We start from the raw sequence: 25,056 nt of genomic DNA, 5'->3' as shown, positions 1-25,056 counted from the left end.
CTAGTTTTTAACAAAGAAGAATGATAAAAGTATAAAAATGATTGTTTTTAATATATTGTAAATCAATAACTTAAAATAAAACAAATGTTCTGAACCCCTTGAAACAAAGGGCGTTTGGAGTAATGAACAATTATATTTTTTGTAGAGTTCTGGAAGTTATTTTTTTAATTCTTCTGCTACTTTTTCAAGTTCAGAATACCAATCTTCACCAAATTTTCGGATGAGCGCTTCTTTGACAAAAATGTAAATTGGAACTTGTAATTCTTTACCCAAAGAGCAAGCATCATCACAAATATCCCAACGATCATAATTAACCGCGGCAAACTCAGTAAAATCTTTTACTCGAATTGGATATAAATGGCAAGAAACTGGTTTTTTCCAAGAAACTTCGCCTTGATTATAAGCTTGTTCGATACCACAAAGCGCGGTTTTACCATCAAAAATTACGTACGCACAGTCTTTTTCGTTTATTAAAGTTGTTTCAAGCGTTCCGTCGGTTCCTATTACAGATGTTCCCAATTTTTCGATAGCTTCTATTCCTTCTTTGCGAAGAAAAGGTTTCACTTTTGGGTAAATTTCAGCAAGAATTTTGGTTTCTTCTTCGCTCAAAGGTGCGCCAGCATCGCCATCGACACAACAAGCGCCTTTGCAAGCCGAAAGGTTACATACAAAATCTTTTTCGAGAATATCTTCTGATACGATGGTTTTTCCTAGTTGAAACATGCCTTAATTTGAAATAATAATTTTATGAGTTGATAATTTGTTATTGTTGTCAGTTAAAAGAAGAAAATAAATACCATTTGGCAATTGTTCAATATTAATTCTGGAATTATTTTCAAGAGATTCTTTTTGAACCAACATTCCAATTGAATTGAAAAATTTAGCTTCAAGTAATTGCTTTTCCGATAAAATATTTAAATAAGAACTTGCAGGATTTGGTGTAATTTTAATATGAGAAACATTTTCAAAGCTTTCATTTGACAATGAACCAATACTAAAAACTTTGCTTTGAGTATAATTTGAAAATTGATTTTCAGCAATTGAAATCAACTTTTTATTTAAACCATTAATTTCATTTATAAAAATATAATTAGCATTTACTGTCAAAAGATTTAATCCGTTTTCATTAATAACAGCACTTTGATAATAATCCTCTAATAAATATTTATTTTTATAATTGTAGCAAACTTCTATCAAAGCATCAGGAACAATTTTAGATTCTGAAATTGAATTAACATTAATTACCTCAAAATCTTCATTAGGAACAGGAAGCGATATTGTTTTCCATAGACTATGGTCAGAATTATAAATTTTTAGTTGATTATTTATAGGTTTATCAAATGTGTAATATTTCTCCATACCTGAGTTATCAAGTTTCAACCTTCCTACCAAGCTTTCATAAGCATTCTCTAAAGATAAATTTGAAACATTAAACACACTTGTTGTATATGAATAAAAGTTTTGAGATGTGTTAGGATAGGAAACCATTAATTTATTTTCAAGACCATCTAAAACACTAAGCTCAATGCCTGACGCATTTGGCAATGACAGTAATTCTTCATTGCTTTCATTTATAATTTTGCATCCATATATATACATTGGAGTCATTACAAAATAATATCTATACCCAACTTCAATGAGATTATCAGAATTGATTTGATTTTCAGACAAAAAAGACACATCAAACAAGGTTGCGTCTAGTGGTATTGTAAGATTTATTATTTTCCAAATTGAATAATTTGTGTTGTAAATTATTACTCTTTTGTTTATTTTATCTAAAACATAATATTTTTCTCCAGAATTTTCTAGTTTTACTCTTTCAATTTGTCCAAATATGTTTGTGTTTTCAAGAACTAAACTAGGGAACGAATACACGTTACTATTAGGATTATTACTATCCGCATTCATTGTAATTAATTTACTATCAAGCCCTTCAATTTCATCAATAAAAACCCAAAAACAGTTTGGAATTGTTAAAATGACTGTTTGATTTTCTGAAATCACTTTGGTCTCATAACTGATAGAAGAATTATTATAATAGCCAAAAATTACTTCTAAATTAGTATCAGGATTAATCAATGATTCTGAAATGTGAAATATTCTGGTTGGAGCTAGTTGGTTGTTTCCAATAATTGGCAAAACAATTGTTTTCCATAAAGTATGGTCAGAATTATATAATAGTAATTCATTAGTGCTATTTTTGAACATATAATACTTCTCTCCAGAATTTTCCAAATTTATTCTTTGAATTAGACCATCATTATAGGTGTGTTCCAAGTTAATTTGTCCCGAAAAAAATGATGTAGAAAAAAGCAATAAATAGGTAAATAAATTTTTCATATTGTAGCTTTTAGAATTAGTAACAAGAGAATTTGAAAACAAATTTACTCTTTTTCCCTTTAAGATTTCTGTTTTACCTAATTTTACACATTTAAAAAAGTATTATGTATTTAGATTTTAGAGAAATTGTCACCGTAACTATGGTTTTGTTTGCAGTAATTGATATTGTCGGCACAATCCCTATTATTGTAGATATGCGAAATAAAGTCGGGCATATTGAATCGGAAAAAGCATCTATTGTTGCTGGAGTTATTATGATTGTTTTCCTTTTTATAGGAGAAGAATTCTTAAAACTTATTGGTATTGATGTGCATTCGTTTGCCGTTGCAGGTTCGTTTGTGTTGTTTTTTCTAGCTCTTGAAATGATTTTAGGAATTCGTATTTATAAAGATGAAGCGATGACATCAGCATCAATAGTTCCATTAGCATTTCCGCTTATTGCAGGTGCTGGAACGATGACTACTTTGTTGTCTTTGCGTTCACAATTTTATTCAATAAATATTGTAATAGCCATTATTTTAAACATTTTATTGGTTTATGCCGTTTTAAAATCATCTGCTAAAATTGAAAAACTACTAGGAAAAACAGGTTTAGGCGTTATAAGAAAAACATTTGGAGTAGTTTTGTTAGCGATTGCTGTTAAATTATTTGCTGCAAATGTTAAGGGTTTATTTGCTTAACAACTTTTTTAGTATTTTTGTATCCAATTATATTTCAAAATAATGAAAATCTTTACCTACGTATTACTTTTTCTTGCTATTGCACTAATTGTTTTTAACATCACAATGTTAGATTTCAATAATTTATTAGAAGGAGACAGTTTTGTTGCACTTATAGGAATTGTTGCTTCTTTTTGTGCTGTTTTAATCTTGTTGATTTTTAGAATGTCAAAATCAATTGAAGAAAAGTTCAAAAATCAATAATTTATGTTTGATGTTTTGATAATTGGTGGCGGTGTAGCTGGCGTTTCTTGCGCACTTGTATTAGGTTCGGCAAAAAATAAAACTTTTGCATCTGATAAAAAAGTTGGTATTATTGCACATCAAAAAACCTCAGCATTGCAAGAAGCATTATTTAATAACGCATACGGAATCCCGACTGGGAAATTAGGTTCGGAATTATTAGAAGAATCTTTGCTGCAACTTTCTACATTATATCCTCATATTACTCAAATAGAAGATGAAAAAGTGATGAAAATTACTGGTTCTTTTCCAAATTTTGAAGTCATTACCAACAAAGATTCCTATTTGACTAAAAATATTGTTGTTGCCATTGGAAGTTCAAACACATTTGCTATTGAAGGTTTAATGGACTTTGTTTATCAACATCCAAAAGCAATTGTTGAAAAAAAACGAATTTATTTAAAAAACAATGACCATAAAGTAGCAGAAGGAATTTTTGTTGCAGGAACTCTTGCTGGTCATAGAAGTCAACTAGCCATTGCGGCAGGAAGCGGCGCAGCTGTTGCAACCGACATCCTTACTTTATGGAACAATGGTATTGACGCTCAAAGTCATGATAGTATAAAAAAATAAAGCTACCTTATTATAGATAGCTTTATTTTTATTTATTGTTTGTTTGTTTTATACAACACCTTGTCCTAACATAGCATCGGCAACTTTTACGAAACCTGCAATATTAGCACCTTTTACATAATCTACGTATCCATTTGCATCTGAACCGTATTTTACACAAGAAGCGTGAATATTTAACATGATGTTTTTAAGTCTTTCATCAACTTCTTCTGTTGTCCAGCTTAAACGTAATGAGTTTTGAGACATTTCTAAACCAGAAGTGGCAACACCACCTGCATTAGAAGCTTTTCCTGGAGCAAATAATATTTTTGCATTTTGGAAAACAGTAACCGCTTCTGGAGTTGAAGGCATATTAGCACCTTCAGCAACACAGATACATCCGTTAGCTACTAACGTTTTTGCTTCCTCTTCGTTCAACTCGTTTTGAGTTGCACATGGTAAAGCAACATCACATTTAACTTCCCAAGGACGTTTTCCTGCAACATATTTAGCATTTGGATATTTGTTCAAATAATCACTAATTCTACCATAGTTTACATTTTTGATTTCCATGATGTAAGCTAATTTTTCTGCATCAATACCAGCTTCATCGTGAATGTATCCAGCAGAATCAGACATAGTAACTACTTTTCCTCCTAATTGAGTTGCTTTTTGAGCAGCATATTGCGCTACATTTCCTGAACCAGAAATTACAACTGTTTTTCCTGTAAAGCTATCGCCTTTGGTAGCCAACATACTTTGAGCAAAATAAACATCACCATAACCTGTAGCTTCTGGACGAATTAATGAACCTCCAAAAGAAATTCCTTTACCAGTTAAAACTCCAGTAAATTCGTTTCTTAATCTTTTATATTGACCAAACATATAACCAACTTCTCTTCCACCAACACCGATATCTCCAGCAGGAACATCAGTATCAGCTCCAATATGTTTTGATAATTCAGTCATAAATGATTGACAGAATTTCATGATTTCGTTATCTGATTTACCTTTTGGATCAAAATCAGCTCCTCCTTTTCCTCCACCCATTGGTAAAGTTGTCAAACTGTTTTTGAAAGTTTGCTCAAAAGCTAAGAATTTTAGGATGCTTAAATTTACAGATGGATGAAAACGAATTCCTCCTTTGTATGGTCCGATTGCTGAATTCATTTGAATTCTGTATCCGCGATTTACTTGCGTATTACCAGCATCATCAAGCCAAACAACTCTGAACATGATAACACGTTCTGGTTCAACCATTCTTTCCAATAGCATTTTGCCTTGGTATTTTTTATTTTGTTCGATAAAAGGAATTACAGTTTCTGCAACTTCTTTAACTGCCTGCATAAACTCAGGTTCGTTTTGGTTTCTTTTTGAAACTAATTCAAGAAAAGTGTTAATACTTTGTGACATGATTATTAGATTATTAACGTTTAAGAAAACGTTTTCGTTTGTGATGACAAATATACATTTTATAAAAATATTTGAGTGATTTTTTTTAAATTCTCAAAAGAATTATTTTTTTTATAATAAATCTTAAAAAATCATAGTATATACTTTCTTTTTTAAATGTTTTGATAGGTTTTTCTCTATTTGAATAACTATTTTTTTATTTTCTTTTATATGTGAATGATGTTTTTATATATTTGTAACCAAATAAGTAAAATCCTTTCTTTCTATGTTAAAGAAACTTCTATTAACATTCGTGCTAATTTTTGGTGCTTACAACGCCAACGCTCAATATTACAACACCTATACCGAGGTTGGTATTATGGCTGGTCCAGTATTTTTTAAATCTGATTTCGGCGAAGCTGGAAATGTAGAAAACTTTGTAAAAAATAACGGCTTTTCTATTGGTGGTTTTTTCTATATTTCTCAAGTTGAAGACTTAGAAAGTTTTAGAGAAAATTTTAAACTTCGTGCTGAGTTATCTTATCTAAAAGCAGATCTTGAGCATTATGGTCAGTATGTAGACCCATCTAAAAAGAGTTTATTTGCCAACCAATTAAGAGCAATGTCTGGGTCAACCCAAGTCACAAGCGCTGGTTTTCAAGTGGAGTTTTACCCTTTTAAAATTGATGACTACGTTAGAGGTATGACTTTTAGTCCATATGTAGGTTTTGGTCCACAAGTGAATTATTTTTCTTCTAAAGTTACTTCTTCATTAGGCGAACTTAATTTTCCATATACTACTCCAGTTAAATATATGAATGCATTAAGAACAAACGATGATTATGCATTTTCATTAACTGGAACTTTAGGCATTAGATACAAATTATCTGAATACCATTCTCTTATTGCTGAAGCAAGAGGTCAGCACTATTTTTCTGACTGGGTTGACGGTATGAATCCTGATAAATATATATATACAGAAAACAAATCAAATGATTGGAATATAGGTATAAACTTAGGTTATATCTATTATTTCTATTAATTAAATATCTTTATAAAAAGCCCCGATTTAAAAAAAATCGGGGCTTTTTTATTATCTGAAAGCTTGTTCTAAGTCGGCAAGTAGATCATCTATATCTTCTACTCCTACACTTAATCGAACTAAGTCGTCAGTAATTCCAACTTCTTTTCGTTTTTCTTCTGGTATAGAAGCGTGTGTCATTAAAGCTGGATGATTGGCTAAAGATTCAACTCCGCCTAGAGATTCCGCTAAAGTGAATACTTTCAATTTTTCTAAAAAAGAAATCGCATCTTCTTTTCTTCCTGATGTAAAAGTGAATGAAACCATTCCACCAAAAGACTTCATTTGTTTTTTAGCAATTTCATGAAATGGATGGTTAGGTAATCCTGGATAAAATACCGTTGAAACTTCTGGATGATTACTCAAAAATTCGGCAACTTTCATACCATTTTCACAATGTCTCTGAACTCGTAAATGCAATGTTTTAATTCCTCTAAGAACCAAATAACTATCCATTGGACCAAGTGTTCCACCGGTTGCAAATTGTTTAAAATGCAATTCATCACCCAATGCTTTATCTTTTATAATAAGAGCACCAGCAATAACATCTGAATGTCCACCTAAATATTTTGTGGCTGAGTGCATTACAATATCAGCTCCTAAATCTAGTGGTTTTTGTAAATATGGTGTAGCAAAAGTATTGTCGACTGCAAAAAGTAAATTATGCTTTTTTGTTATTTTGGCTATTTCTGCAATATCCGCTAATTTCATTAATGGATTTGTGGGTGTTTCAACCCAAACCAATTTGGTGTTTTCATTGATTAATGATTGAAATTTCTCCAAATCATTCATATCGACAAAATGGAATTTTATACCACTATCTTTATATAAACGGGTAAACAATCTATAGGTTCCACCATATAAATCATCCATCGCTATAATTTCGTCACCTGCTTTGAACATCCTCAACAAACAATCAGTTGCTGCTAAACCTGATGCAAATGCTAAACCACGAGCTCCATTTTCTATTGAAGCTAAAGCATCCTCTAATGCTTGACGAGTTGGATTGGCTGCACGACTGTACTCATAGTCACCAACTGGTTGACCTGGACTTTTTTGTACATAAGTTGATGTCTGAAAAACTGGAGTCATAACAGCTCCTGTAACTTTTTCATGATGTTGACCACCATGTATCACTTTAGTATTGAATTTCATTTTTTTTAATTTTTTACAAAGATAAATAGTTTACACAAACTTCTTAATATTTAACATCATTCCCAAATGAATTCCTTCATGATAATTATTAAATTCTAACGAATCTTGAAATGAACCCAAATGAAATCCGGTTTTGGTTTGGTACTCGGTAAAGTTTTCGAACAAACCATTTGCAAAATCATTTTTGGTCTGCGCAATTGTTGAAAGTAATAACTGTTTAATTTCATCTAAATCTTCTTGAGTTGCATTTCCATTTGGTCTTGAACCGTTTTGGTATTTCTCAATCATCGCTTCCGAAATAGAAACAGGTAATCCTGAAAGTGTGTAGATTAATTTTTGTTGCGAAACAATGACATGACCAGCATTCCAAATGATATTATTGCTAAAACCATCAGGGATTTTGTTTAATTGCGGTAACGAATAAGTTTCTAAAAACTTTAAATAAATGTGGCGGCTGGTTTCCCAAACTTTGAATAATGATTCCATAACTTAAATTTTTATCAAAAATACAGATTATAAGTTTGAAATGAATTTTCTTTGCAAAAACAATTCTTATGGCAAACAAAATATACTACTTAGCTTCATGCGATACTTGTAGAAAAATTATAAAATCGCTTCCAAATACCGATAAATTAGAATTTCAAGATATTCGACAAAATCCAATTACCGAACAACAATTGGATGAAATGCATCAATTATCGGGCAGTTACGAAGCTTTATTTAGCCGAAAAGCGCAACTATACAAATCGATGGATTTAAAAAGTAAAAACTTGACTGAAGCTGATTATAGAAACTATATTTTAGAACATTACACGTTTTTAAGTCGTCCCGTTTTTATCATTGATGGCAAAATTTACATCGGAAACAGCCAAAAAAATATTGCAGAAGTAATTAAAGCATTGAGTTAATGTCAAAAAGAAATTGGGCATTACTAGCCGCTACTTTAGTATCAATTATTTATGGCGTAACCTTTACCATTGCCAAAGATGTAATGCCAAAATATGTTGAACCATTTGGTTTTATAACCATGCGAGTTGGTGGTTCGATGTTGCTGTTTTGGTTAGTTTCATTTTTTGGTCCAAAAGAAAAAATTGCCAAAGAAGATTTTCCTCGAATAGTAGCTGCCGCTTTGTTTGGCGTGGCTTTAAATATGCTGACATTTTTCAAAGGGTTGAGTTATACTTCGCCAATTATGGGAGCCGTTTTGATGGTTACAACACCAATGATTGTATTGATTCTTTCCGCAATAATTATGAAAGAACGAATGCAAAAACGTAAAATTTTCGGAATAATGTTGGGTTTAACCGGAACCATAACACTCATTCTTTACGGGAAATCGATGGTTAATGCTCCAAATGCAACTTTGGGAAATCTACTAGTTTTTATAAATGCCGTTTCATATGGTTTTTATCTAATAATTGTAAAAAAATTAATGGATAAATACAACGCTTTCACTTTCGTAAAATGGATTTACACCTTCGGATTCATAATGGTGTTACCTTTTGGCTGGAATGAATTTCAAGCGATTGATTGGGCAATAGTTCCAACTACTATTTTCTGGAAAATTGGTTTTGTAGTGATTTTTTCCACGTTTTTAACCTATTTACTCAACTTGGTTTCGATGCGCGAATTAAAACCAACAACCGTTGCTGTTTTCATATATCTACAACCGCTTTTTGCAACGATTTTCGCCGTAAGTTTAGGGAAAGATGATTTGAGTTTAGTCAAATTACTTTCGGCAGTTTTGATATTTACAGGTGTTTATTTGGTAACGCAGAAAAAGTAGGCAGTCGTATAGTTTAGTCGCAGTTGGCAGTCACAGTTGGCAGTAATTAAAAAAATAAATATATGGATTACAAAGACTTATTGGCATATAAAAAAGCTTTTTCTTTGGCAATGGAAATTTTTAAAGTTTCCAAGTTATTCCCAAAAGAAGAAACTTATTCATTAACAGACCAAATTAGACGTTCATCAAGAAGTGTTTGTGCAAACATGGCGGAAGCATATAGAAAAAGAAGATATGTAAATCATTTTATAAGTAAATTAACCGATTGTGATGGTGAAAATTCTGAAACAAATACTTGGCTTGATTTTGCTTTAGAATGTGAATATATCAGTATTGAAATTCATAAAAGTTTAAACGAAAAATCCTTAGAAGTGGGAAAACTTATTAATTACATGATTAATAATCCCGATAAATTTGGTTGCAATTCAGAAAAATAAAAAAACTGTAAACTGTGACTGTAAACTGTGACTGAATAATTAACACTTTTTATTATCTTTGAATACTTATAAAAAAATATGATACAATCCATGACGGGTTTTGGGAAAGCTTCTTTGCAATTACCTACCAAGAAAATTACAGTTGAAATCAAATCGCTTAATAGTAAAGGTTTAGATCTGAATACCAGAATGCCATCGGTTTACCGCGAAATGGAATTGGGTTTACGCAATCAATTATCACAACGATTAGAACGCGGAAAAATCGACTTTTCACTTTATATTGAAGTTACTGGCGAAGAAACATCTTCTAAAATTAATGTGCCAATTGTAAAAGGGTATATCAATCAGATGAAAGCCGTAATTCCAAATGCTGACGAAACCGAATTGATGAAAATGGCAGTAAGAATGCCCGATGCGCTAAAAACTGAACGTGACGAAATAGACGAAAACGAATGGAAAGAAATTCAAAAAGTCATTGATGATGCGTTAGAAAACATGGCACAATTCAGAAAAGACGAAGGTGCTTCTTTAGAAAAAGAATTTCAATTGAGAATTGCCAATATTCTTTCATTAATGAATGATGCCGTTTCGTACGATGCTGAAAGAGTTGAAACGGTAAAAACTCGTTTAAGAACGGCTTTAGACGAATTAAAAGGCAATGTTGATGAGAATCGTTTTGAGCAAGAATTGATTTTTTATCTTGAAAAATACGATATTACCGAAGAAAAAGTACGTCTTGAAAATCACTTAAATTATTTCAAAGAAACGCTTGCTGGAAGTGAAGCCAACGGAAGAAAATTGGGATTCATAACGCAAGAAATGGGAAGAGAAATCAATACAATGGGCTCAAAATCAAATCATTCTGAAATGCAGAAATTGGTTGTGATGATGAAAGACGAATTGGAGAAAATTAAGGAACAAGTTTTGAATGTTTTATAAAGAAAATAGAGAACTGAATAGACTCAAAAAATGATGAATTCAATTTTAATCGAAACTAAAGAATTAGTATTTGACAAGTTGGGTTTTAAATTATCAAATATCGAAATTGAGAAAGAAAGTTCTGAATATTGTGCACATCGATTTGAAATAAATAATTTGAAAATTGTTTTCCGTCAAGCCAAAATTACTCCAACTAAAATGGGACAATTTGTAACTTTATGGAAGCGAAAAACAGAAAAAAGTCATATTGAACCATTAGAGTTTACCGATGATTTTGATTTTGTTTTAATAAATGTGAAAGAAGGAAATTATTTCGGACAATTTGTTTTTCCAAAATCAGTTTTACTGCTAAAAGGAATTATTAGTGACATAAAAGAAGGGAAAAGAGCCTTTCGAGTTTATCCAAGTTGGGTTAAAACGGAAAGTTCTCAAGCTCAAAAAACACAAAAATGGCAATTGGATTATTTTATAGAAATTCCAATTGATAAAAATAGTGATAGTAACCAAGCTAAATGCTTTTTTAAACAATGAACAAAGGAAAATTACTCGTATTCTCAGCTCCATCTGGTTCGGGAAAAACAACTATAGTGCGACATTTATTAGAACAAAACGATTTGAATTTGGAGTTTTCAATTTCGGCTGCAACTCGTGATCCTCGCGGTGAAGAAGTTAACGGAAAAGATTACTATTTTATGTCAATTGCTGATTTTAAAAAACACATCAAAGCCGAAGATTTTGTAGAATGGGAAGAAGTCTATCGTGACAACTTTTACGGAACGTTAAAAAGCGAAGTCGAGCGTATTTGGGCAAAAGGGAAAAACGTAATTTTTGACATTGATGTTGCTGGCGGATTGCGAATTAAATCTAAATTTCCGCAAGAAACATTGGCCGTTTTTGTAAAACCACCAAGTGTTGACGAACTAAAACGCCGTCTAAAAGAACGTTCAACCGAAAGCGATGAAAAAATCAATATGCGAATTGCCAAAGCGCATGTTGAACTAGCAACCGCACCACAATTTGACAAAATCATCAAAAACTATGATTTAGATGTAGCTAAAGAAGAAGCGTATCAGTTGGTGAAAAAATTTGTGTCTTAACTTTTAACGCAAACCGCCGCTTTCAATTCCTCAATAAAAATGGATAAATGTTGTACTTCAACGTGATTCATAAGTACGATTTTGTACCATTTATTTTCATGATTGTGCGTTTCTGGAACTAAATCATACTTTTCAGCAATTTCTCTTGGAATATATTCTGCATGAATAGTAACAATATTCATAAATGGTTCACGGAAATATTTAATTCCTAGTTTATCCAATTCATTACACAAAAATTGCGTTCTCATTTGTAAAACACTAATTTTTTCAAACCATTTGTGCGGTCCGTAAGTAAACAAAATCATCCAAACGGCAATCGCATTTGCACCAGAACGACTTCCGCAAAGCGTCAAATCCATTCCTTCTACATATTGTGCTTCTTTGGTAAGTACATTTTCAATCAAACCTTTTCGGCAAATAAAAATTCCTGTTCCATAAGGCGCTTGAAGCATTTTATGAGCATCAATTGTAATCGAACTGATGTTTGGATTACTAAAATTTATAGTAGAATTTTCATTACTAAATGGATAAACAAATCCGCCATAAGCGCCATCAATATGAAGTTTAAAATCTAAATTGTATTTTTCTAGAACAGAAATATAATCTTCCGGATTATCAACAGAACCAAACATTGTGGTTCCCATATTGGAAATTACAATGAAATATTTTTTCCCATTGTTTTTGGCTTTAACTATGATTTCTTCTAATGCAATTGTATCAATTTCTCTGTTTTCAAATGAAACTGGAATTTTCAACCAATCCAATTGTAATAAATTAGCACCTTTCGGAATAGAATAGTGTGTGTCTTCCGAAGCTAAAATTAATATTTCCTCAAGTTTAGCGTCTTTTTTGTACATAAAAAAGTTGCGATACATCCAAATAGCTTGAACATTAGCTTCAGTTCCACCTGGAGAAATATAGCCGTCAAAATCGTTTGGTTTTGATTTAAAAACATCAGTAGCAAGTACGTTCAAAACTTCTTTTTCCAATTCGTGAGTTCCTTTAAAAGCACTTTCAGAATCACCCAAAGTATGACATCCAATATGATTTGGATTAGCAACAAACGTTTGCAAAACTGGCGCGTCTTTCAAAAAATCGGCATCATAAAATACTTTTCCATCCAATTTTGATGCTGGATAACCCAATGAAGTGTCTTTTGCAAAATTGACATTCGCATTCAAAGCTTGTTGAATTTTATTTTTTCGTTCCTCTTTTGGGAGTTTTTTCCAATAAATCATACCTGAAATTTTCGCCAAAACTACTTTAACCACTTAATATAAAACATGATAATTGTTAGTTTAAAAGATTGCCAATAGGAATTTGCTTTGTGAAGAATTTAAAGTTAAATTTGTTTGAAGATAATTTACAAAATCTATTTTCTTTATTCTTTGCTCTATTTTCTTAAAAACAATGAACAATCCATCTTTAGAACTTCAAATACAAACGCTTCCCGATAATCCCGGAGTATATCAGTATTATGATAAAGAGGATAAAATTCTATATGTAGGAAAAGCCAAAAACCTCAAAAAACGAGTTTCTTCCTATTTCAATAAAGTGCATGATAACGGAAAGACAAATGTGCTAGTTCGCAAAATTGTTACTATAAAACATATTGTAGTTTCGTCTGAACAAGATGCGCTTTTGTTGGAAAATAATTTGATTAAAAAACTCCAACCGCGTTACAATGTCTTATTGCGAGATGATAAAACTTATCCTTGGATTTGCATCAAAAAAGAACCTTTTTCTAGGATATTTCCAACGCGTAGAATGATAAAAGACGGTTCGGAATATTTTGGACCTTATACTAATTTCAAAACGGTTAATACGATTTTGGATTTGATAAAAGAATTATATCCATTGCGAACTTGTAACTATGATTTAACCGAAAACAATATAGATAAAGGAAAATATAAAGTTTGTTTAGAATTTCATATTGGTAATTGCAAAGGCGGATGCGAAGGTTACGAAATTGCTGAACATTATCAAATTCAAGTCAACGCTATTCGTGAAATATTGAAAGGAAATTTCAAAGAGAGTTTGAAAGATTTTAAATCTAAAATGCAGGAATTTGCAGCTAATATGCAATTTGAAGAAGCACAACAAATCAAAGAAAAAATCGAAGTACTTGAAAACTATCAATCACGTTCAACAGTTCTAAATCCGAAAATTTCTAATATTGATGTATTTTCAATTATTTCCGATGAAACTATGGCGTATGTCAACTTCTTGCAAATCGCACACGGAGCTATTATTCGTTCGTATACATTGGAATTAAAGAAAAAATTAGATGAAACCAACGAAGAACTTCTGGAACTAGCCGTTGTCGAACTTCGGGAGCGTTTTCATTTGACTTCTAAAGAAATTGTTTTGCCATTTCCTTTAAATCTTGGAGATAATATAAAAATTACCGTTCCACAACTAGGCGACAAAAAACAAATTCTTGATTTATCTGAACGAAATGCTAAATATTACCGTTTAGATCAGTTAAAACAAATTCAAATTGTTGATCCCGAACGTCACACGAATAGAATTATGGCGCAAATGCAAAAAGATTTACGCCTTTCGGTTGAGCCACGACATATTGAATGTTTTGACAATTCCAATATTCAAGGAACCAATCCTGTTGCTGCTTGTGTAGTTTTTAAAGACGGAAAACCATCCAAAAAAGATTACCGTCATTTCAATATAAAAACTGTTGAAGGTCCAAACGATTTTGCCTCAATGGAAGAAGTCGTTTACCGCAGATACAAGCGATTATTAGACGAAAACCAACCATTACCTCAATTAATAATCATTGATGGAGGAAAAGGACAACTTTCATCTGCTTTAAAAAGTATTGACGATTTAGGTTTGCGAGGAAAAATAGCCATCATTGGAATTGCAAAACGCCTCGAAGAACTTTTCTATCCTGGCGATTCAGCACCATTATATCTCGACAAAAAATCGGAAACACTTAAAGTTATTCAGTTTCTAAGAAACGAAGCACATAGATTCGGAATCACATTTCACCGTGACAAACGAAGCAAATCGGCATTAAATTCATCCATAGAAACCATTCCTGGAATTGGAGAAAAAACGATGCTCACATTAATAAAACATTTCAAAAGTGTTAAAAGATTAAAATTAGCCACCGAAAAAGAAATTTCTGACGTAGTTGGTGTATCAAAAGCCAAAAAAATTTCCGACTTTTACCATAAATTAGATAATTAATATTTGAAGCGAATGTTTAAGGCATACTTTCAGTCCATATTCCCGCTATCCATTCCAATCTTTTTCTTTTCAAAAAGAAAAGAAAAAGGATTTCCATTCCTATCGGGGCTAGTTGGTAATGGTCTTTTGTCAAAATCAATTTTCAAGAACATCTTTTCGTTTCAACTCGCAATCCGCAACTCGCAACTCGCAACTTTTTTACTAATAACTTCCATCTTCCATCTTCCGTCTTCCGTCTTTTCTCAAGAAACTATAAAAAAACAAAAAATCGGACTAGTATTAAGTGGTGGTGGCGCAAAGGGTTTTGCTCACATTGGAGTTTTAAAAGTAATTGAAGCTGCCGGAATAAAAATAGATTATATTGGAGGAACCAGTATGGGAGCAGTTGTTGGCGGATTATATGCCTCAGGTTATAACGCAACTCAAATAGATTCTATTTTTAGAAAAATAAATTTTGACGAACTTCTTCAAGATTACAATCCAAGAACATCCAAAAGTTTTTACGAAAAAAGAAACGACGAAATGTATGCCATTTCATTGCCTTTCAACAAATGGAGTTTGGGAATTCCGGTAGCATTATCCAAAGGATTATATAATTACAACGTTCTAAACCAACTAACAAATAAAGTAAGACACGTAAGAGATTTTAGCAAATTGCCAATTCCTTTTTTGTGCATTGCAACCGATATTGAAACAGGTGAAGAAGTAATTTTAGACAAGGGTTATTTACCACAAGCAATGTTGGCTAGTTCAGCATTTCCAACACTTTTTTCACCAGTAGAAATTGATGGAAGATTACTTATTGATGGTGGTGTTACCAATAATTATCCTATTGATCAAGTAAGAAAAATGGGAGCCGATATCATCATTGGCGTTGATGTTCAAGATGATCTAAAAGACAGAAATTCTCTAAAAGATGCCACTCGGATATTAGTTCAAATATCTAATTTACAGATGATTGAAAGCATGAAAGAGAAGATAAGCAAAACAGATATTTATATAAAACCAGATATTTCGGGTTATAATGTAATCTCATTTGATGATGGAAGAGATATTATTAGAAAAGGAGAAGAAGCTTCTTTTACAGTGTATGAAAAATTAAAAGTTTTAGGTAATACAGAAACATATAAACTTCAATCTTTAAAAAACGTTAACGATAGTATTCAAATAAATAGAATTAGTTTTTCAAATTTAAAAAATTACACAAGAGCTTATGTTGTAGGTAAACTTGGGTTTAAACAGCCATCAAAAATAAGTTATACAGATTTAAAAAACGGATTAAACAAATTAAATGCAACTCAAAATTTCAGTTCTATCGGTTATAATTTAAACCAATTAGATAATGGTGATGATTTACAGTTAACATTGACAGAAAGTAAAAACAAAACATTTTTAAAATTTGGCTTACACTATGATGATTTATACAAAAGTGCCATTTTAGTTAATTTAACTCAAAAAAAATCAATATTTAGAAATGACGTGCTTTCGTTAGACTTAGTGCTTGGCGATAATTTTAGATATAATCTGGATTATTATGTTGACAATGGTTTTTACTTTAGTTTCGGATTCAAATCGAGATTAAATCAGTTTAACCGAAATGTTTCAACCGATTTTAGCAACGGAAGTCTATTTACATCACTTAATATTACATCTCTAAATGTCGATTTCCTAGATTTGAATAACCAGGCTTATGTTCAAACTATTTTTGCTCAAAAATTTCTAATTGGCGTTGGAGTTGAATGGAAACATATGCGAATAAGATCAAAAACGCTCAACAATTCAGCATCTATATTTGAAAACAGCGATTATGGAAGCGCTTTTAGTTACATAACCTATGATTCTTATGATAACAAATATTTCCCTAGAAAAGGATGGAATTTTAATGGAACTTTTCAAACCTATCTTTTTTCAAATAATTATTCCGATCAATTTAATAGATTTTCAACAGTAAAAGGTGAAATTGGAATTGCCAGAAAATTGTATAAAAAAGCAACTCTTAAACTTCAAGCTGACATTGGATTAGTTATTGGCGAAGAAAGTGTTTCCTATTTAGATTATGTTTTTGGGGGTTATGGCTACAACACCATTAATAATTTTAATCATTTTTATGGTCATGATTTTATATCGATGGCTGCTGATAGTTTTATAAAAACTGCTGCTACTGTTGATTATGAAATTTTCAAAAAAAACCACTTGAATTTTTCTGCAAACTATGCAATTATAGAAGATGCTCTTTTTGAAAAAGTAGATTGGATTGATAGAAAAAAACAATCAGGATATGCTGTTGGTTACGGACTTGAAACTATAATTGGCCCAATAGAATTTAAATATTCTTGGTCGCCAGATAATCCAAAACCTTTTGCTTGGTTGAGCGTTGGTTTTTGGTTTTAAATTCTTCATCAAGTGTATTTTTCTTTTTTTACTAAAAAAATGATATATTTGGAACCTTCATGAATCTTTTTTGATTTTAAAGATTTATTGAAATTTTCAAAAATAAAATAAAAACTAACCAAACTAAAAACTAAAAAATATGTCAATCTGGAAAAGAAAACCTATGGCTATTTTGCTTGCAGAAGCATCAGAATCAGAAAAAGGATTAAAAAGAACATTAACTGCTTGGTCATTGGTCGCTCTTGGAATTGGAGCTATTATTGGAGCTGGACTTTTTGTTAGAACAGCAACGGCAGCAGCTCAAAATGCTGGTCCATCAGTAACCATTGGATTTATAGTTGCTGCAATTGGTTGTGCATTAGCAGGTTTATGTTATGCCGAATTATCATCTTCTATTCCAATTTCAGGAAGTGCATATACTTATACTTATGCAACAATGGGCGAATTATTAGCTTGGATAATTGGTTGGGATTTAATTCTTGAATATGCCGTGGGAGCAGCAACGGTTGGTATTGCTTGGAGTGAATACCTCAATAATCTGCTGGTCAATGTCCTCCATACCAGTCCGATTCCTTATGAATTATGTCATTCGCCCTTTCAAACATCGGCAGATGGAGTTACTGGAATTATAAATTTACCAGCATTGTTTATTGTAGCAGTAATTAGTTTATTATTAATAAAAGGAACCCAAGAATCAGCGTTTGTAAACGGAATTATTGTTGTTGTAAAAGTGGCAATTGTTGTAATGATTATCGTTTTTGGATGGAGTTTTATAAATCCAGCAAATCACACTCCTTATATTCCTGAAAGTTCTATTTTTACAGACGAACACGGAGTTGGTCATAATTTTGGAGGTATTATGGGAATACTTGGTGCAGCAGGAACAGTGTTTTTCGCATTCATTGGTTTTGATGCAGTAAGTACAGCCGCTCAAGAAACTAAAAACCCAAAACGCGATATGCCTATCGGAATTTTAGGTTCACTAGCTATTTGTACCATTTTATATATTCTTTTTGCTCATGTTTTAACGGGTTTAGAATCAGTAGAGTTTTTTAGAACTGGTGGAAAAGAAGCATCAGTTGCTAATGCAATTACTTCTGCAATGCCAGGTTATGGTTGGTTGGCTCAATTTGTAACAGTTGCCATTTTATTCGGATTTACTTCTGTAATATTAGTAATGTTACTTGGTCAATCAAGAGTTTTTTATGCAATGGGAAGAGACGGTTTATTGCCAAAAGCATTCGGAGATTTACACCCAAAATTCAAAACGCCTTACAAAGCAAATCTTGCTATTTTAGTTATTGTAGGTTTATTTGCAGCATTTGTGCCTGGAGACATTGTTGGTGATATGACAAGTATTGGAACTTTATTTGCCTTTATTTTAGTTTGTATTTCGGTAATTGTTTTGAGAAAAACAGAACCTGATATGAAACGTGAATTTAAAACACCTTTAGTTCCTTTAGTTCCAATATTAGGAGTTGTTGTTTGTCTTGCGATGATTTATGGTTTAGGTTGGACAAACTGGTTAAGACTTGCCGTTTGGTTAGCGCTAGGGCTTATAATATATTTTGCATATAGTAAAAAGAATAGCAATCTGAATAATCCAAAATAAATAGATTTTCAGCTATTCTAAAAAGCATTAAAATTTGATTTTTCATTTTTTAATGCTTTTTCATTTTATAAATATTTTATAATTTTTATCAACTAAAATAAATTTTCCCGATATTTGTTTTATGAAAAAATGGGACAACCTTTTAATCCATTTAAAATTCCTCATCAAGAGAAATCCTGAATGAGTTGATTCTTTTTGAGTGTTAACGAAAGTTAGGTTCTCCTAAACTTTTATACTTTTAAACTTTTAAACAAAAAGAAAAATGCCATTTTATCACAAACTTGGAAACATTCCACCAAAACGACATACACAATTCCGAAAACCAAACGGCGATTTGTATTATGAACAACTTTTTGGAACAGTTGGTTTCGACGGAATGTCAACCAATTCCTATCACGAACAACGACCAACGCAAGTAAAAGAAATTCGTTCACAATATAGCGTTGCGCCAACTATTGCAAAATCAAACAACATTCAGTCCTATAAATTAAGAGGTTTTGAAGTGGCACCACAAGACGATTTCTTAGAAAGCCGCAAAATTGTATTAACCAATTCCGATTGTCATATTGTTTTAGCAGCTCCAAGAAAATCAACAACCGATTATTTTTATAAAAATACTGATTCTGACGAAATGATTTTCATTCATCAAGGATCAGGAAAATTAAGAACTATCTACGGAAATCTTGACTTTAAATATGGTGATTATCTAATCATTCCTCGTGGTATCATCTACAAAATAGATTTTGATACTGAAGAAAATCGTTTGTTTATTGTCGAATCTCATTCTCCAATTTACACACCAAAACAATACAGAAATTGGTTTGGACAATTATTAGAACATTCACCCTATTGCGAAAGAGATATTCGTCGTCCATATGAATTAGAAACAAATAATGAAATAGGAGATTTTATTATTAAAGTAAAAAAGAAAGATGAAATTTTCGAGATGGTTTATGCTTCACATCCATTTGATGTAGTTGGTTACGACGGTTTTAATTATCCATACGCACTATCTATTCACGATTTTGAACCTATTACAGGTCGCATTCATCTTCCGCCACCAGTTCATCAAACATTTGAAACTTCAGCTTTTGTAGTTTGTTCATTTGTTCCAAGACTATACGATTATCATCCTTTATCAATTCCAGCACCATACAATCATAGTAATATAGATGCCGATGAGGTTTTATATTATGTAGATGGCGATTTTATGAGTAGAAACGATGTAAAACCTGGCAATATTTCGCTTCATCCAGCAGGAATTCCTCACGGACCTCACCCAGGAGCAGCAGAAAGAAGTATTGGTAAAAAAGAAACGCTTGAGTTAGCCGTAATGGTTGATACATTCAAACCTTTAATGGTTACAGAAGAAGCTATGAAAATTGCTGATGAAACCTACTACCTGTCTTGGTTGGATAAATAATAATAAATTTTTAGAAAATATTTTTTGAATAAAGTTGAATCTTAATTCTTAAAACTTTCATCTTAATACAAAACAAAAATGAGTAAAGAAGTAAAATCCGTAGATTACGGACTAGAAAAAATATTCAGTGGAGCACAAGATTTTCTTCCACTATTAGGAACAGATTATGTTGAATTTTACGTTGGTAACGCAAAACAATCAGCACATTATTACAAAACAGCCTTCGGATTTCAATCGCACGCATACCGTGGATTAGAAACAGGTTCTAAAGATTCTGTAAGTTACGTTTTGAAACAAGACAAAATTCGTTTGGTTCTAACAACTCCATTAAACAGTAGCTCACCAATTAATGATCATTTGCGCAAGCATGGTGATGGTGTAAAAGTTATTGCTCTTTGGGTTGAAGATGCAAAATCTGCATTTGAAGAAACTACTAAACGTGGTGCAAAACCATTTATGGAACCAACAGTAGAAAAAGACGAGCACGGAGAAGTAGTTCGTTCAGGAATTTACACCTATGGTGAAACTGTTCACATTTTCGTTGAAAGAAAAAACTACAACGGCGCCTTTTTACCAGGTTTTGTAGAATGGAAATCAGAATATAATCCAGAACCACTAGGTCTAAAATATGTAGATCATATGGTGGGAAATGTAGGTTGGGGACAAATGAACCAATGGGTAAAATGGTATGAAGACGTTATGGGATTCGAAAATTTCTTATCGTTTGATGATACTCAAATTCACACCGAATATTCAGCTTTAATGAGCAAAGTAATGAGTAACGGTAACGGAAGAATTAAATTTCCAATTAACGAACCAGCAAAAGGAAACAAAAAATCACAAATTGAAGAATATTTAGATTTTTATGAAGATTCAGGCGTTCAGCACCTTGCTGTGGCAACAGATGATATAATAAAAACAGTTGCTGGATTAAAATCTCGTGGAGTTGAATTCTTGCCACCACCACCACAAGCCTATTATGATGATATTCCGAACAGATTAGGTGTTCACAGAGACATGATGAAAGAAGATATCAAAGAATTGCAAAAACTTTCTATTTTAGTTGATGCTGATGAAGATGGTTATCTTTTACAAATATTCACAAAACCAGTGGAAGACAGACCAACCTTATTTTTTGAAATAATTCAAAGAATGGGCGCAACCGGATTTGGAGCAGGCAACTTCAAAGCACTTTTTGAGTCAATTGAAAGAGAACAAGCGCTGAGGGGAACACTATAAAAACCATCATTTCTTAAACATTTCGCAAACTACAACGTTGTAGAACGTGTTCAATTATGAAATAAATGTTAAAATTGATTTTTTATTGATGATATATCAAAAAAACGTTTTACATTTGCATCAGAAATAAAAGGGGTGGTTCCCTGTTATTTTTATAAATTTTTCATAATTTATAGTTTTTTGGTTGGTTAATAGCATAAAAACTCCGTCATTTTTTGATGGAGTTTTTTTGTTTTTAGTACATTTGGAACAGAAATTGTATTAGACTTACAAAATATAAAATTTATACAATGAAAAATTTTCTCTTATTAACACTATTACTGGTTACTGTAAGTTTTAATAATCAAAAACAATCTGCTTTTGAAGTAGGCGAATGGTTTAAATTTAGAATACATTACGGAGTTGTAACAGCCGGTTATGCAACTGTTGAAGTAAAAGAAGCTGTAAAAAACAACAAAAAAGTTTTTCACGCTGTTGGAAAAGGTTATACAACTGGTATGACTAAATTTTTCTTTAAAGTTGAAGATAATTACGAAAGTTATTTTGACAAAGTAACCAGCAAACCCTATCAATATGTTAGAAAGATTGATGAAGGTGGTTACAAAAAAAATCAAGAAGGATTTTTCAACCAAGACAAAAACACTATCTTAGTTAAAGATTATAAAAACAAAACCGAAAAAACGTTTACAACACCAGAAAACGTTCAAGATATTTTGTCAACTTTTTATTTTTTGAGAAACCATCCAAATATTGATAAGCTAAAAGTGGGCGAATCTATTATTGCTGATATGTTTTTTGATGATGAAACGTTTAAGTTCAAACTAAAATATATTGGTAATGAAGATATAGAAACTAAATTTGGAACTGTTCCAACCATGATTTTTAGACCTTTAGTTCAATCTGGAAGAGTTTTTAAAGAAGAAGAAAGTGTAACCGTTTGGATTTCAGCCGATGAAAATAAATTACCAATAAGAATTAAAGCAAGTCTTGCAGTTGGATCTCTAAAAGCCGATTTAGAATCTTTCAAAGGATTAAATAATTCTTTCAAAATAAAAATGAAATAATGAACCAACAAACAACAAAATTAATTTCTGAATTAGAAAAAAAATTTGATGCTATAAATCAAAATACAAATACACATCTTGAAGGTTTACTTTGGTCAAAACCAATCACCTATTGGGATTATATTCAAACAGATGCTTTATTAAATCTGCAAACTCAAAAAACCATTTTGCCCGACGAAATGGTTTTTATTATGTATCATCAAGTCAATGAGTTATTGTTCAAAATGGTTCTTTGGGAAATTAAACAAGTATGCCATTGCGAAAAACCCGAAACCAAGTTTTTTGCCGAAAGATTAATGCGAATTTCTCGTTATTTCGACATGCTTACAACTTCATTCGATATTATGGGCGACGGAATGGAAATAGAGCAATACATGAAATTTAGAAACACATTAACGCCTGCCAGCGGATTTCAATCAGCACAATATCGTTTAATCGAATTTTCTTCAACCGATTTAATCAACCTTATCGATTACCGTTTCAGAGCAACTATTGATAGAAATACTCCTTATTCCCATGCTTTTGAGCATCTTTATTGGCAAGCGGCCGGAAAAGACCACACAACAGGCGAAAAATCTTTTTTAATTCTTGAATTCGAAAGAAAATATAAAGAAGAGTTTTTGCGTTATATGGAAGAATACAATACCATCAATCTTTGGCAAAAATTCAAACAATTACCTGAAGAAGATCAAAAAGATGCTGATTTAGTAGCGGCTATGCGTCATTACGACAAAACAGTAAATATCACTTGGGTTATGGGACATTTGAATGCAGCCCGAAAATATATTGGTGATGGCGATGCAACAGGCGGAAGCGATTGGAAAAAATACATGCATCCTAAATACCAACGAAGAATTTTCTTTCCAGAACTTTGGAGCGAAGACGAATTAAAAAACTGGGGAGAAGACGTCTAATTTTTTTATTTGCCACGTTTTTCTTAACTTCGTAAAATGCTTTCAAGAGAAAAGTCTTTTCTTGTTGACAATGTGGCAATTAAAAATTATTTGAAAAAAATAACGTTAATATTACTTCTACTTCTTTCTTTTTCTGCTTGTAAAAAAGCCGAAGAAGATTTTATTATTGAAGATATTGAACCGCGCAAACCAATTGTCGATTTCGGATTCAAATATGACGATTTCAATGTGCATTATGACACAATTGGACATCAAGATACTTTTGAAAGAATTCTGAAAAAACAAAACCTTAATGGCAAAAAAGTTGCTGAGATAATTGATGTTGTAAAAGATTCATTTCCAACACAAGTACGTTTTATGCGACCTTATGTTTGCTTGCGCTCTAAGAATAAATATCACAAACTTCAATATCTTATTTACCAACCCAATCGATTAGATTATTACTTGGTTGATTTGACCGATTCTGTTGTTGGATTCAAAAAATCAAGACCTTTATCATTCAAAATAAGAACAATTGCTGGTAGAGTAAACGGTTCACTTGCTGCAACACTCAAAAAGGAAGGAATTGACGCTTCTATGTCTAAAAAATTAACCAAAGTTTATGCTTGGTCAATCGATTTTTTCAAGTTGCGTCGTGGCGATAAATTTGCCTTAAGTTTTACTGAAAGATATATAAACGACACACTTTACGATGGAATCGATTCGCTAAGAGCTGCTTTTTTTGAATACAAAGGCGAAAAAATATATGCTTTCCCATACACACCTAATGCTAGTAGTAGCAAAGTCGATTATTACGACGAAAACGGAAAAGCGCTAAAAAATTATTTCTTAAAAGCACCTTTGAAATTCGTAAACATAACATCACGTTTTTCTAAAAACCGCTTTCATCCAGTACAACTTCGCTGGAAACCTCATAGTGGAACCGATTACGCAGCACCAACAGGAACACCAATCATGACAACTGCTGCGGGTATTGTAGAACAAACAGGTTATACCGCTGGAAATGGGAATTTTGTAAAAGTAAAACACGACAAAACCTATTCTACACAATATCTTCACATGTCCAAAATCATGGTACGTCGTGGTCAGAGTGTTCGACAAGGCGATATTATTGGTAAAGTAGGAAGTACAGGGCTTGCCAGTGGTCCGCACGTATGTTATCGTTTCTGGAAAAATGGCGTTCAAGTTGATGCTCTTAAACTCAAATTACCCAATTCCATTCCGATGGATAAAAGACATTTGCCTAAGTTTTTAGAATACAGCAAACCTCTCAAAAAAGAACTCGATAGCGTTGCTTTAGCTAAATTTGGGTATTAAATTTTAGAAGCTAATCTCGCCATCATTCCAAATTTTTAGGCATTCTAGCTTTTTTTGAATGACTTTACAGGAACTTCCGTTGGTCGTTCTGCAAAGTCAGCAAAAAATAGCCATACTGCCCAAAAGATTTTCCCTTCTGTCAAGG

General features: G+C 32.0%; 24 protein-coding genes. 18 read left to right on the top strand and 6 right to left on the bottom strand.

All coding sequences use genetic code 11. The annotated features are described in order from the left end of the window. Positions 1-156 precede the first annotated feature (156 nt). A complete protein-coding gene (locus O9267_RS11975) occupies positions 157-723 on the bottom strand; it encodes a DUF3109 family protein (RefSeq protein ID WP_298179832.1) in 567 nt (188 codons plus the stop codon). A 3-nt stretch (positions 724-726) separates the two neighbouring features. Continuing rightward, positions 727-2,340, bottom strand: a complete 1,614-nt coding sequence (locus O9267_RS11970; RefSeq protein ID WP_298179829.1) for a T9SS type A sorting domain-containing protein — start codon at positions 2,338-2,340, stop codon at positions 727-729. 101 nt (positions 2,341-2,441) lie between these two features. Here O9267_RS11970 and O9267_RS11965 point away from each other — a divergent pair, with 101 nt between their 5' ends. The 3 genes from O9267_RS11965 to O9267_RS11955 are packed head-to-tail and all read left to right on the top strand — an operon-like array spanning position 2,442 to position 3,875. After that, positions 2,442-3,020, top strand: coding sequence for a MarC family protein (locus O9267_RS11965; protein WP_298179906.1), 579 nt, complete (start codon positions 2,442-2,444; stop codon positions 3,018-3,020). A gap of 42 nt (positions 3,021-3,062) precedes the next feature. Further along, the gene (locus O9267_RS11960; RefSeq protein ID WP_298179827.1) at positions 3,063-3,263 is read left to right on the top strand and encodes a hypothetical protein; all 201 of its coding nucleotides are present in this window, start codon (positions 3,063-3,065) and stop codon (positions 3,261-3,263) included. A gap of 3 nt (positions 3,264-3,266) precedes the next feature. After that, entirely contained in the window at positions 3,267-3,875 is a 609-nt protein-coding gene (locus O9267_RS11955; protein ID WP_298179825.1) for an FAD-dependent oxidoreductase, read from the top strand. A gap of 48 nt (positions 3,876-3,923) precedes the next feature. Here O9267_RS11955 and gdhA read toward each other — a convergent pair whose 3' ends face one another. Then, entirely contained in the window at positions 3,924-5,267 is a 1,344-nt protein-coding gene (gene gdhA / locus O9267_RS11950; RefSeq protein ID WP_298179822.1) for an NADP-specific glutamate dehydrogenase, read from the bottom strand. 265 nt (positions 5,268-5,532) lie between these two features. Between gdhA and O9267_RS11945 the strand changes: the two genes are divergently transcribed. Next, the gene (locus O9267_RS11945; RefSeq protein WP_298179819.1) at positions 5,533-6,288 is read left to right on the top strand and encodes a glutamate dehydrogenase; all 756 of its coding nucleotides are present in this window, start codon (positions 5,533-5,535) and stop codon (positions 6,286-6,288) included. 51 nt (positions 6,289-6,339) lie between these two features. On the opposite strand, the gene O9267_RS11940 is transcribed toward O9267_RS11945, so the two are convergent. Both O9267_RS11940 and O9267_RS11935 read right to left on the bottom strand, forming a co-directional pair. Beyond that, the gene (locus O9267_RS11940; RefSeq protein ID WP_298179816.1) at positions 6,340-7,482 is read right to left on the bottom strand and encodes a cystathionine gamma-synthase; all 1,143 of its coding nucleotides are present in this window, start codon (positions 7,480-7,482) and stop codon (positions 6,340-6,342) included. Between the two features lie 30 nt (positions 7,483-7,512). After that, positions 7,513-7,968, bottom strand: coding sequence for a DinB family protein (locus O9267_RS11935; RefSeq protein ID WP_298179813.1), 456 nt, complete (start codon positions 7,966-7,968; stop codon positions 7,513-7,515). Positions 7,969-8,036: 68 nt separating this feature from the next. Here O9267_RS11935 and O9267_RS11930 point away from each other — a divergent pair, with 68 nt between their 5' ends. From O9267_RS11930 to gmk, 6 genes are all read left to right on the top strand, one after another. Next, positions 8,037-8,390, top strand: coding sequence for an ArsC/Spx/MgsR family protein (locus O9267_RS11930; RefSeq protein ID WP_298179811.1), 354 nt, complete (start codon positions 8,037-8,039; stop codon positions 8,388-8,390). Beyond that, the gene (locus O9267_RS11925) at positions 8,390-9,268 is read left to right on the top strand and encodes a DMT family transporter (protein ID WP_298179808.1); all 879 of its coding nucleotides are present in this window, start codon (positions 8,390-8,392) and stop codon (positions 9,266-9,268) included. Before O9267_RS11930 ends, O9267_RS11925 begins: the two co-directional genes overlap by 1 nt. Positions 9,269-9,330: 62 nt before the next feature. Beyond that, positions 9,331-9,705 carry a four helix bundle protein gene (locus O9267_RS11920; protein ID WP_298179806.1) on the top strand — a complete coding sequence of 125 codons (375 nt, stop codon included), beginning with the start codon at positions 9,331-9,333 and terminating at the stop codon, positions 9,703-9,705. Positions 9,706-9,783: 78 nt separating this feature from the next. Then, a complete protein-coding gene (locus O9267_RS11915; RefSeq protein WP_298179804.1) occupies positions 9,784-10,644 on the top strand; it encodes a YicC/YloC family endoribonuclease in 861 nt (286 codons plus the stop codon). Between the two features lie 30 nt (positions 10,645-10,674). Further along, positions 10,675-11,175, top strand: coding sequence for a MepB family protein (locus O9267_RS11910; RefSeq protein WP_366522006.1), 501 nt, complete (start codon positions 10,675-10,677; stop codon positions 11,173-11,175). Continuing rightward, the gene (gene gmk, locus O9267_RS11905; RefSeq protein ID WP_298179801.1) at positions 11,172-11,741 is read left to right on the top strand and encodes a guanylate kinase; all 570 of its coding nucleotides are present in this window, start codon (positions 11,172-11,174) and stop codon (positions 11,739-11,741) included. The genes O9267_RS11910 and gmk overlap by 4 nt, the downstream gene beginning before the upstream one ends. Here the strand turns inward: gmk and O9267_RS11900 are convergent. Beyond that, positions 11,738-12,979, bottom strand: coding sequence for a pyridoxal-dependent decarboxylase (locus O9267_RS11900; protein WP_298179799.1), 1,242 nt, complete (start codon positions 12,977-12,979; stop codon positions 11,738-11,740). The two genes, gmk and O9267_RS11900, sit on opposite strands and share 4 nt — an antisense overlap. A gap of 172 nt (positions 12,980-13,151) precedes the next feature. Between O9267_RS11900 and uvrC the strand changes: the two genes are divergently transcribed. The 8 genes from uvrC to O9267_RS11860 all read left to right on the top strand — a co-directional run bounded on the left by uvrC (position 13,152) and on the right by O9267_RS11860 (position 24,911). Beyond that, positions 13,152-14,951 carry an excinuclease ABC subunit UvrC gene (gene uvrC, locus O9267_RS11895; RefSeq protein ID WP_298179797.1) on the top strand — a complete coding sequence of 600 codons (1,800 nt, stop codon included), beginning with the start codon at positions 13,152-13,154 and terminating at the stop codon, positions 14,949-14,951. Between the two features lie 12 nt (positions 14,952-14,963). Then, a complete protein-coding gene (locus tag O9267_RS11890; RefSeq protein ID WP_298179794.1) occupies positions 14,964-17,342 on the top strand; it encodes a patatin-like phospholipase family protein in 2,379 nt (792 codons plus the stop codon). Between the two features lie 139 nt (positions 17,343-17,481). Continuing rightward, positions 17,482-18,954, top strand: coding sequence for an amino acid permease (locus tag O9267_RS11885; RefSeq protein WP_298179792.1), 1,473 nt, complete (start codon positions 17,482-17,484; stop codon positions 18,952-18,954). Positions 18,955-19,216: 262 nt separating this feature from the next. After that, positions 19,217-20,377: a homogentisate 1,2-dioxygenase gene (locus O9267_RS11880; protein WP_298179789.1), complete on the top strand. Its 1,161-nt coding sequence runs from the start codon at positions 19,217-19,219 to the stop codon at positions 20,375-20,377. A gap of 78 nt (positions 20,378-20,455) precedes the next feature. Beyond that, positions 20,456-21,616 carry a 4-hydroxyphenylpyruvate dioxygenase gene (gene hppD, locus O9267_RS11875; RefSeq protein ID WP_298179787.1) on the top strand — a complete coding sequence of 387 codons (1,161 nt, stop codon included), beginning with the start codon at positions 20,456-20,458 and terminating at the stop codon, positions 21,614-21,616. Between the two features lie 290 nt (positions 21,617-21,906). Beyond that, positions 21,907-22,680: a DUF3108 domain-containing protein gene (locus O9267_RS11870; RefSeq protein WP_298179785.1), complete on the top strand. Its 774-nt coding sequence runs from the start codon at positions 21,907-21,909 to the stop codon at positions 22,678-22,680. Beyond that, positions 22,680-23,594, top strand: coding sequence for a tryptophan 2,3-dioxygenase family protein (locus tag O9267_RS11865; protein ID WP_298179782.1), 915 nt, complete (start codon positions 22,680-22,682; stop codon positions 23,592-23,594). Before O9267_RS11870 ends, O9267_RS11865 begins: the two co-directional genes overlap by 1 nt. A 90-nt stretch (positions 23,595-23,684) precedes the next feature. Next, the gene (locus O9267_RS11860; RefSeq protein ID WP_298179900.1) at positions 23,685-24,911 is read left to right on the top strand and encodes a peptidoglycan DD-metalloendopeptidase family protein; all 1,227 of its coding nucleotides are present in this window, start codon (positions 23,685-23,687) and stop codon (positions 24,909-24,911) included. Positions 24,912-25,056 lie beyond the last annotated feature (145 nt).

This window comes from Flavobacterium sp. (assembly GCF_027531705.1).
Taxonomy (GTDB): Bacteria; Bacteroidota; Bacteroidia; order Flavobacteriales; family Flavobacteriaceae; genus Flavobacterium.
This window is presented reverse-complemented; position numbering and strand designations above follow the sequence as displayed.